The sequence below is a fragment of the Cryobacterium sp. TMT1-2-1 genome (assembly GCF_004403955.1).
GTDB lineage: Bacteria > Actinomycetota > Actinomycetes > Actinomycetales > Microbacteriaceae > Cryobacterium > Cryobacterium psychrotolerans.
This window is the reverse complement of record NZ_SOHC01000031.1, coordinates 42,788-58,189: the sequence shown is the minus strand read 5'-3', so window position 1 is coordinate 58,189 and position 15,402 is coordinate 42,788. Positions and strand designations below refer to the sequence as shown.

Sequence of the window (15,402 nt, the reverse complement as noted above, 5' to 3'; positions counted from 1 at the left end):
TACTGAGATTCTCTCAGCACCCACCGACATCCGCAGTTATGTTCGACCGTGTCGCGACAACCTCACCCGGACCCGCCCTGTGGAGGACAAGAGCGAGGAGAAGAGCGAGGACAAGAGCGAGGACAAGAGCGAGGACGAGAGCGAGGACGAGAGTGTGGACAAGGCGTTCCGCCCGCAGACATCATCGGCTGCGGCCCGCGGCCCGGCATTGACAACGGCCCGGTTCCCTTCCACGCTGACGTGGAGAGGGGGCGACCGTGGACATCATGACGTGGACATCATGACGCTGAGCGCAGGCGTGAGTTCTCGGCGCGCGCACACCACCCGCCGTGCCCCGCGGCCCGCGACGATTGCCGTCCTCCTGGCCGTGGCAGTCCTCGGCGCGGGCACAGCCTGCACGGCCGCGCAGCACACGATCAGCGGCACGGTTCGTGGCACCGACGACCGGCCGCGGGAGGGGTGCGCCATCGTCGTGGGCGTGATCAGCGGCGGACCGGTCCCCGAAATCGCCCTGCTGAGTGGGCAGGACGGCACCTACGCGTGGACCTTGCCCGCGGGCGAATACACCCTGACCGCCCACTGCCCGTCGGGTGCGAGCGGGGAGATCACGGTCGACGCCACGCTGGCGAATGTCGATGCGGCCGACATCGTGGTCGAAGGCGACGGACTGGCCAGGGACCAACGCGAGGAACAGCGTCAGGGACCGGCGCAGGGGATCGCGTCAGCGACCAACGCCGGGAACGCGTAAAACAGCACCGTAACCGGCTCGCCTTACCTGTCAGCGCGCGGGTTCAATCTTCGAGGTTGTCGATCCCGGGCATCCAGCTGAGCCCGGGCACGCCCCAGCCCCGCTTACGAGTGACCTTCGCCGCGATCTTGCCATAGACGTGCTCGAGTCGATCCACGTAGAGCGTGCCTTCGAGATGGTCGTACTCGTGCTGGAAGATCCGCGCCAGCCAGCCGTCCGCACGGATCTCGAAGGGCTTCTGGTCAACATCCACGGCACGAAGGATGGCGGACTGGGCGCGCAGCAGCGGAAACCGCTCGCCCGGATACGACAGGCAGCCCTCGACGTCGTCATCCTCGTCGGCGTACCCGGCCGGCACGGGAGTGATCCACAACTCGGGGTTGATGGCCACGCCGCGCCACGCGCGCTCGTCGTCATCGACGTAGCTGAAAGTGAAGAGTCGGAGGGGCACGCCGACCTGAGGGCCGGCGAGGCCCACGCCGGGTGCGGCATCCATCGTTTCGAACATGTCCTGCACGAGCGAGCGCAAATCATCGTCGAAAACGACTACGGGATTCGCTGGGAAGTGCAGGACAGGGTCCCCTGAAATTACTATCGGTCGAACGGCCATTCAGCAAGGATATCGGGATGGATCTGGATAGGGTCATTGAGTGACCCTCGACCTGATCTCCTTACCGGTCGACATCGCGATTGACCCACGCCAGGCGATCGGAATCCCGATCGCCTTGATCGGCGCCGTCTTCCTGTCGCTCGGCGCCCAATTCCAGCACCGGGGTGTCACCAAGGTCGAAGCGAACACGGTTGCCGTGACCGGCGGGCTCAACCCCCGACAGCTCATGCTCCTGCTCGCCCGGCCGTCGTGGGTGCTCGGAACCGTCATGCTGGGACTGGCCATCGTCTTCCAGCTCACGAGCCTGTTCTTCGCACCGATCATCGTGGTGCAGCCGCTCGGCGCCGTCGCCCTGGTGATCACGGCCATCCTCAATGCGCGCATCAGCAAGGTGAGCCTCAACCGTGCATCGGTGATCGCCATCTCCATGTGCGTCGGCGGGGTGGGCCTCTTCGTCACGGTCGCCGCATTCACCGCCGTCGACAAGCCGGTCACCGACGCCAACCTGCTCACGATCCTGACCGTGCTCGGCGGCGTGCTCGTCGCCTTCGGGCTCGCCTTCGCTTTCCTCCGGACACGGTTCCAGGCGATCTTCTACATCATCGGCGCCGGCGTCCTCTACGGCTTCGTGGCGACGCTGGCCAAGGTCGTCATCAACCGCACCCAGTACGGAAACTTCGAATGGCTCACGTTGATTTGCGTCGCGGGGCTGCTCCTGGCGGCCGCACTCGGCGCCTACTTCGTGCAGAACGCCTACGCATCGGGTCCTCCGGACCTGGTGATCGCCGGGCTGACCGTTGTCGATCCCCTCGTCGCCGTGGGCATCGGCATCGTCGTCCTCGGGGAAGCCTCGCAGGCTCCGCCATGGGCGGCGGCCGCCTTTCTCGTGGCGGGCGTCATCGCGATCTGGGGCGTCTTCCTGCTGTCGAAGCACCACCCGCAGACTCGCCCCTGACAGTTCCGGGAGGCGGGGGATTGGCCCTGCACTAGCGTGGCGCGCCGTAACTCAGGCTCGCCGAAGCGGCGTCGGTTTAGAATAGGGTGCAAGCAGACCTCTACGGCGCGCGTCGCCGAAACCGAAACTTCTATGCCGGATGATTCTCCCCGGCACATCTACGTTGGGACCACGCCACTTGTCAGATTCGACGGACCTGCCGATCGACTTGTCACAAAAAGGGGCAGGGATGGCGAAGGATCGCATCCGTGTACTGATCGCGGCCGACACGTTCGCCCCTGACGTCAACGGCGCCGCCAAGTTCGCAGAGCGCCTGGCGGCAGGCCTGGTCTCCCGCGGCCACGACGTTCACGTCATGGCGCCCGCCCCCACGCGCAAGCACGGCAGCTGGATTGAAGTCCATGAGGGCCAGCCCATGATGGTGCACCGCCTGCAGAGCTGGCGCTGGAGGCCGCACGACTGGCTGCGCTTCGCCCTGCCGTGGATCGTGCGTCGTCACAGCCGACACATCCTGGACACCTTCCAGCCGGATGTCGTGCACTTCCAGTCGGCCATCAATGTCGGGCGTGGCGTGGCGATCGAGGCGGCGAAGCGGGGCATCCGTATCGTAGGCACGAACCATCTCATGCCGGAAAACCTGCTGCAGTTCTCGCTCGTCCCGAAGGGATTCCAGGACCGGGTCATCACGGCATTGTGGCGGGCAGCACGACGCACCTTCAGCCGTGCCGAGGCCGTCACGACGCCGACCCGTCGGGCCGCCCAGTTCCTCGAGAAATACACGGGACTCGTCGGCGTGCACGCCATCTCCTGCGGAATCAACGCAGACAACTACTCGCCGAGCTTCGGCCCGCGCACGGAGAACCGCATCCTGTTCGTTGGTCGGGTGACCGGCGAGAAGCAGATTGATGTTCTCCTGCAGGCGATCGCCTTGCTCGCACCCGAGCTCAAGGTGACACTCGAAATCGTGGGCGGCGGCGACCAGAAACGCAACCTGGAGCACCTAGCCGACACCCTCGGCATCAGCGACCGCGTCATCTTCGCCGGCTACGTCACGGACGAGGAGCTGCGCGAGGCATACTCGCGTGCCACCGTCTTCGCCATGCCCTCGATCGCGGAACTGCAGAGCATCGCGACGATGGAGGCCATGGCCTCCGGCTTGCCGGTCGTCGGAGCGGATGCCATGGCCCTTCCGCACCTGATCCACGACAACGAGAACGGTTACCTGTTCCGGCCGGGCAATGCTCGGGACCTCGCCGACAAGCTCACGAAGGTGCTCACCGCGCCGCCGCTGCAACTCGAAGCCCTCAAGCGCGAGTCGATCAGGCTCATCGGCGCGCACGACATCAACCGCACCTTGAACACATTTGAATGCCTGTATCGTGGGGAACCGGTGATCGATCCGGTCAACGACGAAGCCACGGCCAGCTCTCCGGAGTAGTCACGGCGCGGGGCGGTAGCTCAGCTGGTTAGAGCAGCGGACTCATAATCCGTCGGTCATGGGTTCAAGTCCCATCCGCCCTACATCAGAACACCGTTTGATCAGGGAGGGCGATCCAGGTCGAAGCATAGTGCGTAAGCCCCGTTGTGGGGTGAGCATGCCAGATCGTGTGGGCCGGCTCAGGATGCCATGATTGGGGGATGTCTGATTCCCCACGCCCTGCTGCCTGGTAGTCCTCCGGCGCATGAAACGCTCAGTACTTACAGTCGGCGATCTAACGACGACAGCCAGTCTGGACACCCGCGTACTCGGCGGTGCAGCCGGGCTCTCCCGCAAGGTCTTATGGGCCCACAGTTGCGAGATGGACGATCCCTGGCGTTGGCTCGGTCCTGACGAACTCCTCATGACCGTCGGCCTGTGCGTCCCCGAAGACCCTGCGCGTCAGAGGGAATTCGTCTCTGCTCTGGATGACGCCGGCCTGGCAGGAATCGCAATCGGCCTTAACGACATTGCACCCGCGATCAGCCCGGACATGATTGATGAGGCAAACAAGCGAGGGTTTCCCCTCCTTGAAACGGGGCGGGATACTCCGTTCGCTTCCATCGGGCGCACGGTTGCTGCCGCCACAACCACCGAGCAGACCTTTCAAGTCTTGAAGCTCAGCAAGTTGTACCATCTCGCCACGTTCGCTGAATCTGATCCCCGCACCCTTCTTCGTGATCTGCAAGGATTGCTCGGAGTTGCACTGAGCGTCGTGGACAACAGCACGGGGATTGTGATTGTTGATGGAGGCGAGCTACGAAATCTTGATGCCCACGAGGACTCACCGGTACGATCGTTCGCCCTGCCCACAGACCGAGGAATAGCCCTGAGGGTCACTGAATTCCCAGGCGAGGAGCTTGACAGCTTCATTCAAGTGCACCTGCTGCAGGTGGTGGACATTGCGGTCAGCAGAGTCCTTCGTTCCGTCAGACGACGCGTAGAAAGAAGCAGTCTGGCACTGCAGGAACTTCTCAATAGTCATCTCCCGCCGGGGCTGGATGACATCCTCGGGCACTCAACGTTTTCCGACGGCTTCCAACTTGTCGCCGTCTCGGGCCACGAAGAGGAACGGGTTGGACGGTCTATCGGTATGGCGGAACTTCCCGCCTTGGCTACGCTGCACCGAGGCGCCATGCTCATATTTGTACCGCTGAGCTCACTCGAGCCTGTGCAAGCGCTCTTAGCGAAGCTCTCAATACAGGCTGCTGCTTCCTCAACCTTCACCGATTATCGCGACACACAGTTTGCCGCGATCCAAGCAGCTAAAACATTGGCATCCGCCCGTGGAACGAATCAGATGTGGAACGACTTTGAGGGTGTCTCGATCTCTCTACTGACACGTTCACGAAAAGAAGCATCGGAAATCGTCGCCCAGGTGCTCGGAGACCTGGCTCGAGTCGATCTGAAGTCTGCAGCCCTGAGAGAGACCCTGTTCTGCTTCATCCGCAATGACCGACGATGGATCGATACGGCTCAGGAACTTAATATCCATCGGCAAACCCTTTCGTACAGACTCATGAAGATCAAGGAGATCACGGGACGAGACGTCTCGAGTTCGGCTGATCTGTCGGCTTTCTGGATTGCCTACCAAGGCTGGCCTTCCTACAGCGGTTTAGCAGACGACGTTGACCGCTAGATGTGTTCCCACGGAGGTTGAATGCACCGTGGCTGAACTAAGACGCGAAAGCCGCATTGACTTAGAACGCTTCGGAATCGTCGTAGGGGAACCACCAGAAGTTCTGTTCGGACTGCTTCGCGTCGACAATGATGAACTTCGCGTGACGGAAAGTGTCTAACCCTTCCGCACCGAGTTGACGCCCGATTCCCGACATTTTTCGGCCGCCGAACGGTCCCGCGTCGTTATCGAGAAGCGGGGCGTTGATCCAAACCATTCCCGCGATGAGCTCCTGATTGGCTCGGTCGATCTCAACGATGTCTGCCGAGTAAAGATTGGCCCCAAGACCGAACGGCGATCCGTTCGCCAGGTCCAGTGCGTCATCGAAACTCGAGACTCGATAGACAGCGACGACGGGGCCGAATATTTCCTGCATGTATATGTCCATGTCCCGCGTCATCCCCTCAAGAATCGTCGGTTCCAGGAAGAATCCGCTGGCCAGTGACTCATCCGCAATCGCTGGGCGCTTACCCCCGAGAGTTACCTGTGCACCCTGTTCGATGGCGCGCTCGAGAATCCTCGTCACTCGCGCGAGTTCTCGAGCGTTCTCCATCGGACCGACGTCGACTTTGTCAAGCGGGTGACCGACGCGAAGAGCAGCGATGTGCTTTCGGAACTTACCCATGAACTCGTCATAAACGTCCGTGTGCACGATAAGCTTTTCGGTCGACGTGCAGACCTGCCCCCCATTGATAAAGGCGGCAAAAGCCGCACCGCGTGCCGCAACATCAAGGTTCGCGGACGGCATGACGATGAACGGGTCGCTTCCCGACGCCTCAATGATGAACGGCTTGAAGGTATCGGCACACGCCTTCGCCACAATCCGACCAGTCGGTACGCTTCCCGTGAACGAGACCTGATGCGTGTCGGCGTGGCTGACCAGTTGCGATGAGGTGCGGGCCGTTCCCGGAACACACTGCACGAGCCCCGCAGGCAGGACCTCGAACGCCCGCACAAATGCCAGCGTTGTCAGCGTTGCCCACTCGGACGGTTTGATGATGATCGCATTACCCGCCGCAAGCGCCGCCGCTCCCGTCCACATGGATAAGACGATGGGGTAATTTGCGGGCAGGATGATTACTGCGGTGCCCATCGGTTCCTTGATCGTGTAATGCAATTGCCCGGCTGTCGCCGGGCCCTGAACCGTGCCGATGGCGTGTCGGCCAACCTCGGCGAAGTAGTCCATGGCGGTGATGGCCCAACTCACTTCGTCGTAACTCTCCTTGAACGGCTTTCCCGTTTCCGTCGAAAGAATTTCGGCGATGAGGCGCTGGTCCTCTCGAACGCGTCGACCTGCTTCGTGAATCAACTCCGCTCTATCGAGGGCACTGAGCGCGTACCACTCACGTTGAGCCGCATTCGCGTCGCGCACGACGTCATCGACCTGCTTCTCCGTAAGGTCCGATATCGACCCGATGACCTCCGCAGTGCTCGGGTTGAGTACGTCGGCGAATTTCTCGTCACCAGCTTTGGCAAGTCCGTTCTTGCCGAAGTACGAATTGCTGAGCGCTGCCATGGTGTCGTGCGCGACCCTTGAGCCGCGGTGAAGGGTTGTGTTCATCGTGGTCTTTTCCTTTGAACTATTCGATGGGAGCGGCGAAGGAATCGAGGTCGCGGTCAGCGGATTCGATGATTTTCCGCTCAGCATCAAGATCCATACCTCGGCAGAGAATCCAGTAGATGAGACCACCAATCGGGATTCCCACGAAGAAGGCGACGTCAACGCCACCGAGTGCGAGTGCAATTGGCCCCTGGTAGAAGGACAGATACATGAACGGAATCATGATGACGAATGTCAGGACGTAGGCGGCTATTCCGCGCCAGTTCCAGTTGCTGTAAATACCGGTGCGCGAGAACATCTCGCGAATCGAGTAGTGACCACGACGCACCAGAAAAAAGTCCGTCAGGTTAATGGCGGTCCACGGCGCCATCAGGTACGACAGCACGACGAGGATGGTCGCGAAGCTCGTGTTGAGAAAGTCGGCGGGCATGTACGCGCCGGCAACGGTCGCCGTCAGTCCGACCATGAGAATGGTCACGATGCGGATTCGGCGCGTTGGTACCACCGATCGGACGCTGTCAATGGCCGTGATGATGGTGAGTGATCCGCCATACACGCACATCGCCATGAGGCCGAGAAGTCCGAGCCCACCCAGGACGAGCATTATTGGTCCGAGCCCTGCAAAGACCGAGTCGCCCGTTTGCGAGAGGCTCGTGATGAAGTACTCATCCGGGAGCAGCGCCATGCAGATTGCGCCGACCGCCTCGAACGAGAAGACCCCGAAGAACAATCCAAGTGACGTCCAGGTCATGATCTTGGCCTTGTGGGTGCTGGCAGGCATGTACCGCGAGTAGTCGGAGACGAAGAACGCCCACGACAACTGGTAGGCGGCCGCGGCGGAGACTGCAGTGAAGAACGCGGCAGGCTTGAACGTTGCCGAGCTGAGATCCCATGAGCTTGCCGGGATGGCACCGTTAGCGAACAACCCGAGGATGTAAATCACCAGCGCGATGATGAGCGCAACCGAAATATACCGTTGAGCTACGTGGAGCCAGTGATATCCAAAAATCGCGAGAGCAACAGCGACGAGTCCCGTAATGATCGCCCACGTCGGGGCGCTTCCGCCGCCAAGCTCTTCGGCGGTGGCACCGAGGAGGTTGCCTCCGAATACGATGTAACCCCAGTAAACGACGATGGCCATCAGCCAAATGGCGAGGGCTCCGTAGCGGCCGAACTGCGGTCGACTCTGAATCATTTGGGGCAAGCCAAGGTGCGGTCCCTGGGTGGCGTGTGAGGCTACCGGCGCGGTGCCGACGACGGTGCCGACGACGAGCGCAATGAGCGTCCACCCCAAGTTGAGTCCCATAACAATTCCGAGCGCACCGGTTGCCATGCTCAAGAGATGTGCACTGCCGGCAAACCAAATCGTTGCCTGGTCCGTGAGTTTGCCCTTGCGTTCGTGCGCGGGCACGTAATCAATCGAGCGCACTTCAATCTGACCAATCAAGGTCGAATCGGATCGCGTTGTGGTCATGATTGCTTCTCCATTTGACTTCGTTGTCGGGGATTGGATCTCGTTTGTCGAGTCCCGAAGTTCATTCACGTATTGCGTTTGGCTTCGTGGACAAGTGTGAGCAAAGCCGTCCACAATCTGAACTGTAAAAAAGTACGAATATGTGTCAACTCTTGTATCAACGTCACGTTTACAGACAATCGCCTCACATCCACACTGAGAACCGTGATCAACTCCGCGACCCACAGCCCCTTGTCCCTCTGGCATGCAGATTCCAGCCTCGTACCGTTCGGCTCCGAGCCATTGGGAGGCGATCTGGATGTCGATGTCGCTATCATCGGTGCCGGCTATACGGGTTTGTGGACTGCCTATTTCCTCAAGCAACAGCAGCCGAATCTGTCCATTGCGATCTTTGAGGCCGAAACGGTCGGTTACGGAGCGTCAGGGCGAAACGGTGGATGGTGTTCGGCCCTGTTCCCGGCATCGATGAAGAAGATAGCGAGCCTCAGTTCGCGCGATGCGGCTATCCGACTTCAGCAGGCGATGAACGAATCGATCACAGAAATGGGCACAATTCTCGCCCAGGAAAGGATCGACTGTGACTGGAAGCAAGGCGGCTACGTCTCGCTTGCACGAAACGAGGCTCAATTGGTTCGTTCCCAGAACGAGGTCCAAGGGTGGAGGTCCTGGGGCTTCGGTGATGAGCACATGAGCCTTCTGTCCGCAAAGGAAGCGTCGGCACGGAGCAACGCCACTGAGGTGATGGGCGGCACCTACACCCCGAATTGTGCAGCCATCCAACCTGCAAAACTGGCGTCAGGACTGGCTCGGGTCGTCGAGAAGCTCGGCGTTTCGATTTACGAGCGTTCGCGCGTGACGGCGATTGGTACTCGAAAGTTGGAAACGACGGGGGGAACCGTCACGGCCGACTACATCATTCGCGCGACCGAAGGGTTCACGGCGGAGTTTCCACAATTCCACCGGGATATCGTCCCCATGTACTCACTCATGGTCGCCACCGAACCGCTTCCCAAGGACATCTGGGAAAAAATTGGTCTGGCCGAACGCGAAACCTTCTCCGACAAGCGGCACCTGCGGATTTACGGTCAACGCACGGCCGACGGCCGTCTAGCGTTCGGCGGTCGCGGCGCGCCTTACCACTATGCGTCGCGCGTCCGTGCGTCTTTCGACAGCGAGCCGGATGTTCACGCGATGCTTCGTCACATTCTTAGGGACCTTTTCCCAGCCCTCGCGGATGTTCAATTCACCCACGAGTGGGGAGGGAATCTGGGAATCCCGCGTGACTGGTATCCCTCGGTGACATTCGATCGCGCTACCGGTTTCGGACAGGCCGGAGGGTACGTCGGCGACGGCGTATCGACGGCATTCGTCGCGGGAAGGACACTTGCCGCGGAAATTCTTGACACTGAGTCGGAGCTTCGTCAACTCCCCTGGGTTCAACGGCATTCACCGCGATGGGAACCGGAGCCACTGCGGTGGCTTGGGGTCAATGCCGTCACGCAGGCTTTCGCGCAGGCGGATCGCAACGAGGCGCGCTCGGGGAAACCCTCAAAGATTGCATCGAGTGTTTGGAAATACATCGGCCACTGACGGCAGCGCCGGCACTCAGCCCCGGGCTACCGCAGGCCCAATGGAGACCACTATGGTTATCAACAGCCAGCCCTGACCGCTTGAAGAAGGCACTTATTCCGCCGTCCGAAATGTCCGCAGCAGCCCAGATAGCGATTCGTGGAGTTCGAGTTCGAGTTCGAGTTCGAGTTCGTGCTGGCGTTCCCGCAGACCGAAGAGGCAGAATGAGTCCGCACGATGTGGTTGTAGTTGGAGCCGGCCTCGCTGGGCTGAGCGCTGCTCGGGACCTGATGAATGCCGGGTCGGATGTCGTTGTGTTGGAGGCTCGCGCCCGGCCCGGCGGGCGGGTCGAGCAGACCAGGACTGCCGATGGCCGCCTCGTTCAACTTGGCGGAGAGGTCGTGGGCGACTTCCACACGGCGTATCGTGGGCTCGTCGATGACCTGGGCCTGCACCTCGGTCCGAGCTTCACCGATATCCCGGGCGAGTCGACCTGGCTGATGAACGACGGCCTGTCCGTGGGCAACGCGGTGCCATGGCTATCGGCCTCGGACCAGCGGAAGCACGACCGAATCGAGCGGCAGTTCGCAGAGTTGGCGGCGACCGTGGATCCGGACAATCCCTGGGGGCATCCCGACGCTGTGGCTCTGGACCGCCTGTCAGTCGGTGACTGGTTGCGCTCTGAAGGCGCCACCGCCAACATCGTACGCGCCATGGAAGTTCGTGCGATGGCCTTGGCGGACGACTCCGTCGAGCGGCGGTCGCTGCTCGGCGACCTCCGCAAGGAGTCGGCGGCGGGTGCCCTCGGGTTCTACAACTACGACGCGTGGGAGAGCTTGAAGGTCGTCGAGGGCTCCGCTACCGTCGCACTTCTCATGGCCGAGCAACTCGCGCACCGCATTCGCTATTCCAGCCCCGTGGCCGCCATCGACATCACCACGAACGGTGTCTCCGTGACCCTCCACACCGGTGAGCGCTTCACCGCGTCCGACGTCGTCTGCTCCTTGCCGGCAGGGCCGCTTCGGGACGTTCGCATAACCGGTCTCAGCGCCGAGCGCCTCGCATCGCTACACCGCCAACAACACGCCCCGACCGCGAAGTTCGTGACCGTCTACGATTCCTCCTTCTGGGAGGAGAACAACCAGAACGGCACCGGCTACTTTGAACACACCATCCTCGGCGGGACGTGGGTGCAGAACACGGGCATTCTCTCTGCACTCGTACCCGTTGGCAAACTGGGGCCCTACTTTGCCACGCCGCCAATGCTCCGTGAGAAGGCTTTGACGGCGGAACTGGGATCAGCCTACGGGCCGCGGGCGACGGCCCCAGAGGCCGTCTTCATGCGCAACTGGGGTGCGGATCCGTGGACACAGGGTTACATCACAGCGTGGCGTCCTGGGGAACTCACTGCCGTCGGTCCCCTTCATGGCACGCACGAACCTCCCTTCTGGGTGGTGGGCTCCGACCAATGGGTCTGCGGTTACATGGAAGGCGCCGTGCGGACCGGACGCGCAGCCGCCCGAGAACTCATCGGAAAATGAAGTCTCGATTTCAGGCTGGAGCGTCCCGTTTCGCCCTCAGTTCCCTCTGCGCTCTCGTCGGGGCGCCAATTGGAACCCTCAGGAGGCCCCCCACTGCCGGGTGACGAGAGGTCCAAGCCGATCACAGCTCTTCGACTTCCCACGCGACGAATCCGATCAGTGCAAAGACGGCGATCACGCCGAGCACGTACGCAATGTCCAGCACAGGAGACTCCATCCGAAGGCCGGAAACGCGTCACCCGATCGGTGCGCGAGTACCGGGGTACGGCACGAGCACACACCCAGCCGGAGCGAGTACGAAACGGGCCTTACGATTCCCCAACGGACGTGGCCGGAAACCTAACGACATTCCCCCCGCGTGCCCAGCCTGAATGTGCGGCGCTTGCCTTTGCAGGGCAGACAATTGAAGCTGGAGTTTCGCATTCGCGCATTCGCGCATTCGCGCATTCGCGCATTCGCGCAATCGCTCGATGTTCGACCGGCGCGAGCAACAAGAGGAAAAGCGAAGTGGATTCAGCAAATGCGCCGGTAATCCCGGAGAGCGTTCCCCGGCCCATCCATGTCGGAGCACAGCCGAACAGCCTTACGCGGTGGCTGCTGCAGCACAGGGTGCAGCCCGTTGGGCCAGAGAGCACCGAAGACACCGCGACGACGCACTCCTGGTGGAAAGTGATGTGCCTGACCGGCGTTGACTACTTCTCGACGCTCTCATATCTGCCCGGAATCGCCTTCCTCGCCGCCGGCGCCCTGTCGCCCCTGGCGACGCTGCTGATCGTGGCCCTCACGCTGCTCGGGATGCTGCCGATGTACCATCGGGTCGCCAAGGAGAGCCCACACGGCCAGGGGTCCGTGGCCATGCTGGAACGCCTGCTGCCGTTCTGGCGGGGCAAGTTCTTTGTGCTGGTTCTGCTCGGGTTCGTCGCGACGTCATGGATCATCACGATCACGCTGTCGTCGGCGGATGCCACGGTGCACCTGCTCGAGAACCCGTACGTCCCCGCGTTCCTCGAGGGACAGGCGGTAACGATCACGATCGTGCTTCTCCTCGTGCTGGGCGGAGTCTTTCTCCTCGGCTTCACCGAAGCCGTCAGGGTCGCGATTCCGCTCGTGGCCGTCTACCTGCTCCTCAACGGGATCGTCATCGGCTTCGGTTTGTACGACGTGTTCACCGAATCTGGTGCCCTGGCGGGCTGGACGGACGCCCTCATGTCCCGCGGCGGCAGCTTCGGCGACATCATCGGCCCGGCGCTCATCGCGTTCCCGCTTCTGGTACTCGGGCTGTCGGGTTTCGAAACCGGGGTGAGCATGATGCCGCTGGTTGCCTCGAAGGGGAAGACCCGGGAGGAGCGACTGGCGTCGCGGATCCGCAATACGCGAAAGCTCCTGACCGCGGCCGCCGTCATCATGAGCGTGTACCTGCTGACCAGCAGCTTCGTCACGACGGTACTCATCCCGGCAGACGCTTTCCAGGACGGCGGCGAAGCCAGCGGCCGCGCCCTGGCCTACCTGGCCCATGAGCGCGTCGGGAACACGTTCGGCACCGCTTACGACATCAGCAGCATCCTCATCCTGTGGTTCGCCGGCGCATCCGCGATGGCTGGCCTGATCAACATCGTTCCGCGTTACCTCCCGGCGTACGGCATGGCCCCGGACTGGAGCCGTGCTGTGCGGCCGGTCGTGCTCGTCTACACCGGAATCAGCATCCTGATCACGATCGGATTCAACGCCGACGTGAACGCCCAGGCCGGCGCCTACGCCACCGGAATCCTCGCCATGATGGTCTCCGGGGCCGTGGCCGTCACCATTTCGGCCGCCCGGCGTCGGCAACGACGAGCCGCCATGGCCTTCAGCGCCCTGACCGTCGTGCTTTTGTACGCCCTGGGAGCGAACATCCTGGAGAAGCCCGACGGCATCATGATCTCGGCGTTCTTCATCGCCGGGATCATCGTCGTCTCCCTGGTGTCCCGGGTGTCACGCACGACCGAGCTGCGGGTGGAGCACGTCGAGTTCGACGAGGCTGCCCGCCGGTTCATCAGCGATTCCCTCGTTTTCGATGGCGCGCTCAACGTCATCGCCAACCGGCCTCAGGCCGACGAGGAGGCGGGGTATGCGGCGAAGGAGGCCGAACAGCGAGGGATGAACCCGGTGCCGGGCGCCGCCGACGTCCTGTTCCTGGAGGTCGATGTCGTGGATCCGTCCGGCTTCAGCGAGACGCTGCGGGTTCGCGGCGTCGAGATCGCCGGCTATCGGGTGTTGCGGGCGGAGAGCCCTGCGGCCCCGAACGCCATCGCGGCCATCCTGCTCGCGATGCGGGACGCGTCCGGGGTGCGGCCGCACGCCTACTTCGAATGGTCGGAGGGCAATCCGCTGGGACATCTTCTTCGCTACCTGCTACTCGGGATCGGAGACACCGCACCGGTCGTGCGTGAGATCCTGCGCAAGAGCGAGTCCGACCCGAGCCGGAGGCCGGGTATCCACGTGGGCGGCGGCTGAGAGCATCGTCGGGCCCGCGCGGGTGAGCTGGCGCACCGAGCGCGCTGGGGGGATACCCGGGGTCTGTCCGCGCCGGCGCGCGCGTAGAGTGAACACGCGCAATCACGGATGACCCGCCAGGGCGGGACGAAAACGATCCGTCGACGGCGGGGTGACCTTCCTCGAGGCCATCTTCACGGCAACCTTGGCCGTCTGCGAGACCGTGCCACCGTCGTCGACACGGCAACGTACCGGAGCCCAGTCGGCCAGGTCGTCATCCTCCTGCTGATCCAAGTCGGCGGGTTCGGGATCATGACGTTCGCCTCCGTGATCGGTCTCACGATCGCCCGGAAGCTGTCGGTCCGGTCGGCCGGTCGATCTGGCTGGGAGTGTTCCACGCCGTGTCCTCGTTCAACAACGCCGGGTTCGCGCTATTCAGCGACTGCGCCCGTCAAGTTCTTGAGACAGTCTGATGTGTTTTTCTTCTAAGCCGCTGCCTTTTGGCGGCGGTCGTGGTGAGCGGCCAGCGCGGCGGCTGGTTGTAGTCCTCCGTTGTGCGAATGGGGGCGACGCCGGTTGTACCAGGATTCGATGTATTCCATCACCGCGGTGCGCGCAGCGAGGTGATTCTGAAAGTCGTGCTGGTAGTATATTTCGGTCTTCATATGCGAGAAGAAAGACTCGGCCACGGCGTTGTCCCAGCACACGCCAACAGCCCCATCGACTGGGTGACGCCATTCGCGGCGCACCATGGCAGCAAGGATTGCCGGGATTCCGCCGTAGGAAGACGCCACGATGTGGATCGGCTCGGCGCTCACCCGCAGGAGGCTGTCAACCCAGCATCCAATCTCGGTCGGCCTGGGGGAGTCGTTGCCATATCCCGGAAACGTGACGAACACGGCACCCGGGATGTTCCCGACCTGGTTGGGCCAGCAGGCCTTGCCTGAGCGGCCGGACCCGTGTGCGAAGGCGGTCTCATGGCGGGGCATGCCCACTGTCTATCACGCGGGCGTCTCTCGTTCGGTTCAGTCGAGCGCCGACACGACGGACAAGGCACTGTGACGGGCGGGCAGCGCCGGGGGAGTCGGCCGCGTGATTCGCCCTGTGTTGCCATGCTAAGGACATGACCAACACCCCACGCCCTCGCGCACGCCGCCGGGCCGTGCTCGCCACCCTGGGCGTTGTCACATCTCTCACTCTCGGCGCCGCCCTGACCGGCTCCCCGTCTCAGGCGCAGGCGGCCCCAGAACAGACACTCGTGAGCCGAGCGACCACCAAAGCGTTCGCGGTCACGTCCGCCGTCGTGTTCAACCGCAA

Annotated in this window: 10 protein-coding genes, 1 tRNA gene and 3 pseudogenes; 9 read left to right on the top strand and 5 right to left on the bottom strand. The window is 62.4% G+C overall.

The window, feature by feature from the left end; all coding sequences use genetic code 11:
* Window positions 1-748: carboxypeptidase-like regulatory domain-containing protein (locus tag E3T33_RS06240; protein ID WP_206750194.1), on the top strand; the 748-nt coding region annotated here is incomplete at its 5' end.
* 43 nt (window positions 749-791) lie between these two features.
* Here E3T33_RS06240 and def read toward each other — a convergent pair.
* Entirely contained in the window at window positions 792-1,358 is a 567-nt protein-coding gene (def, locus tag E3T33_RS06235; RefSeq protein WP_092321747.1) for a peptide deformylase, read from the bottom strand.
* A gap of 40 nt (window positions 1,359-1,398) precedes the next feature.
* Here def and E3T33_RS06230 point away from each other — a divergent pair, with 40 nt between their 5' ends.
* The 4 genes from E3T33_RS06230 to E3T33_RS06215 all read left to right on the top strand — a co-directional run bounded on the left by E3T33_RS06230 (window position 1,399) and on the right by E3T33_RS06215 (window position 5,429).
* Complete coding sequence (locus E3T33_RS06230; protein WP_166784414.1) at window positions 1,399-2,313, top strand: DMT family transporter; 915 nt, start codon at window positions 1,399-1,401, stop codon at window positions 2,311-2,313.
* A 229-nt stretch (window positions 2,314-2,542) separates the two neighbouring features.
* The gene (locus E3T33_RS06225; protein WP_174775343.1) at window positions 2,543-3,751 is read left to right on the top strand and encodes a glycosyltransferase; all 1,209 of its coding nucleotides are present in this window, start codon (window positions 2,543-2,545) and stop codon (window positions 3,749-3,751) included.
* Between the two features lie 9 nt (window positions 3,752-3,760).
* A tRNA-Ile gene (locus tag E3T33_RS06220) sits at window positions 3,761-3,834 on the top strand.
* Between the two features lie 161 nt (window positions 3,835-3,995).
* Window positions 3,996-5,429, top strand: a complete 1,434-nt coding sequence (locus tag E3T33_RS06215) for a PucR family transcriptional regulator (RefSeq protein WP_134574969.1) — start codon at window positions 3,996-3,998, stop codon at window positions 5,427-5,429.
* Window positions 5,430-5,490: 61 nt separating this feature from the next.
* On the opposite strand, the gene E3T33_RS06210 is transcribed toward E3T33_RS06215, so the two are convergent.
* Both E3T33_RS06210 and E3T33_RS06205 read right to left on the bottom strand, forming a co-directional pair.
* Complete coding sequence (locus tag E3T33_RS06210) at window positions 5,491-7,029, bottom strand: aldehyde dehydrogenase family protein (RefSeq protein WP_166784413.1); 1,539 nt, start codon at window positions 7,027-7,029, stop codon at window positions 5,491-5,493.
* Window positions 7,030-7,048: 19 nt separating this feature from the next.
* Window positions 7,049-8,503: a cytosine permease gene (locus E3T33_RS06205; RefSeq protein WP_134574967.1), complete on the bottom strand. Its 1,455-nt coding sequence runs from the start codon at window positions 8,501-8,503 to the stop codon at window positions 7,049-7,051.
* A 204-nt stretch (window positions 8,504-8,707) separates the two neighbouring features.
* Between E3T33_RS06205 and E3T33_RS06200 the strand changes: the two genes are divergently transcribed.
* From E3T33_RS06200 to E3T33_RS15540, 4 genes and pseudogenes are all read left to right on the top strand, one after another.
* On the top strand, window positions 8,708-10,093 hold the full coding sequence (locus tag E3T33_RS06200) for an FAD-dependent oxidoreductase (RefSeq protein WP_092321754.1): 1,386 nt from the start codon (window positions 8,708-8,710) through the stop codon (window positions 10,091-10,093).
* Between the two features lie 110 nt (window positions 10,094-10,203).
* A complete protein-coding gene (locus tag E3T33_RS06195; RefSeq protein ID WP_347233197.1) occupies window positions 10,204-11,613 on the top strand; it encodes an FAD-dependent oxidoreductase in 1,410 nt (469 codons plus the stop codon).
* Window positions 11,614-12,120: 507 nt separating this feature from the next.
* On the top strand, window positions 12,121-14,106 hold the full coding sequence (locus E3T33_RS06190) for an APC family permease (RefSeq protein WP_198417251.1): 1,986 nt from the start codon (window positions 12,121-12,123) through the stop codon (window positions 14,104-14,106).
* 154 nt (window positions 14,107-14,260) lie between these two features.
* Window positions 14,261-14,528: pseudogene (locus tag E3T33_RS15540) on the top strand (TrkH family potassium uptake protein); the annotation flags it as partial.
* A gap of 42 nt (window positions 14,529-14,570) precedes the next feature.
* Here the strand turns inward: E3T33_RS15540 and E3T33_RS15535 are convergent.
* Both E3T33_RS15535 and E3T33_RS15710 read right to left on the bottom strand, forming a co-directional pair.
* Window positions 14,571-14,795: pseudogene (locus tag E3T33_RS15535) on the bottom strand (integrase core domain-containing protein); the annotation flags it as partial.
* Window positions 14,793-15,074 (bottom strand): annotated as a pseudogene (locus E3T33_RS15710) (alpha/beta fold hydrolase); the annotation flags it as partial. The pseudogenes E3T33_RS15535 and E3T33_RS15710, both read right to left, overlap by 3 nt.
* Window positions 15,075-15,402: the final 328 nt, after the last annotated feature.

Coding starts and splice junctions, on each gene's coding strand:
- E3T33_RS06205 (WP_134574967.1), bottom strand. CDS start 8,503: ATGACCACAACGCGATCCGATTCGACCTTGATTGGTCAGATTGAAGTG.
- def (WP_092321747.1), bottom strand. CDS start 1,358: ATGGCCGTTCGACCGATAGTAATTTCAGGGGACCCTGTCCTGCACTTC.
- E3T33_RS06210 (WP_166784413.1), bottom strand. CDS start 7,029: ATGAACACAACCCTTCACCGCGGCTCAAGGGTCGCGCACGACACCATG.
- E3T33_RS06195 (WP_347233197.1), top strand. CDS start 10,204: ATGTCCGCAGCAGCCCAGATAGCGATTCGTGGAGTTCGAGTTCGAGTT.
- E3T33_RS06225 (WP_174775343.1), top strand. CDS start 2,543: ATGGCGAAGGATCGCATCCGTGTACTGATCGCGGCCGACACGTTCGCC.
- E3T33_RS06215 (WP_134574969.1), top strand. CDS start 3,996: ATGAAACGCTCAGTACTTACAGTCGGCGATCTAACGACGACAGCCAGT.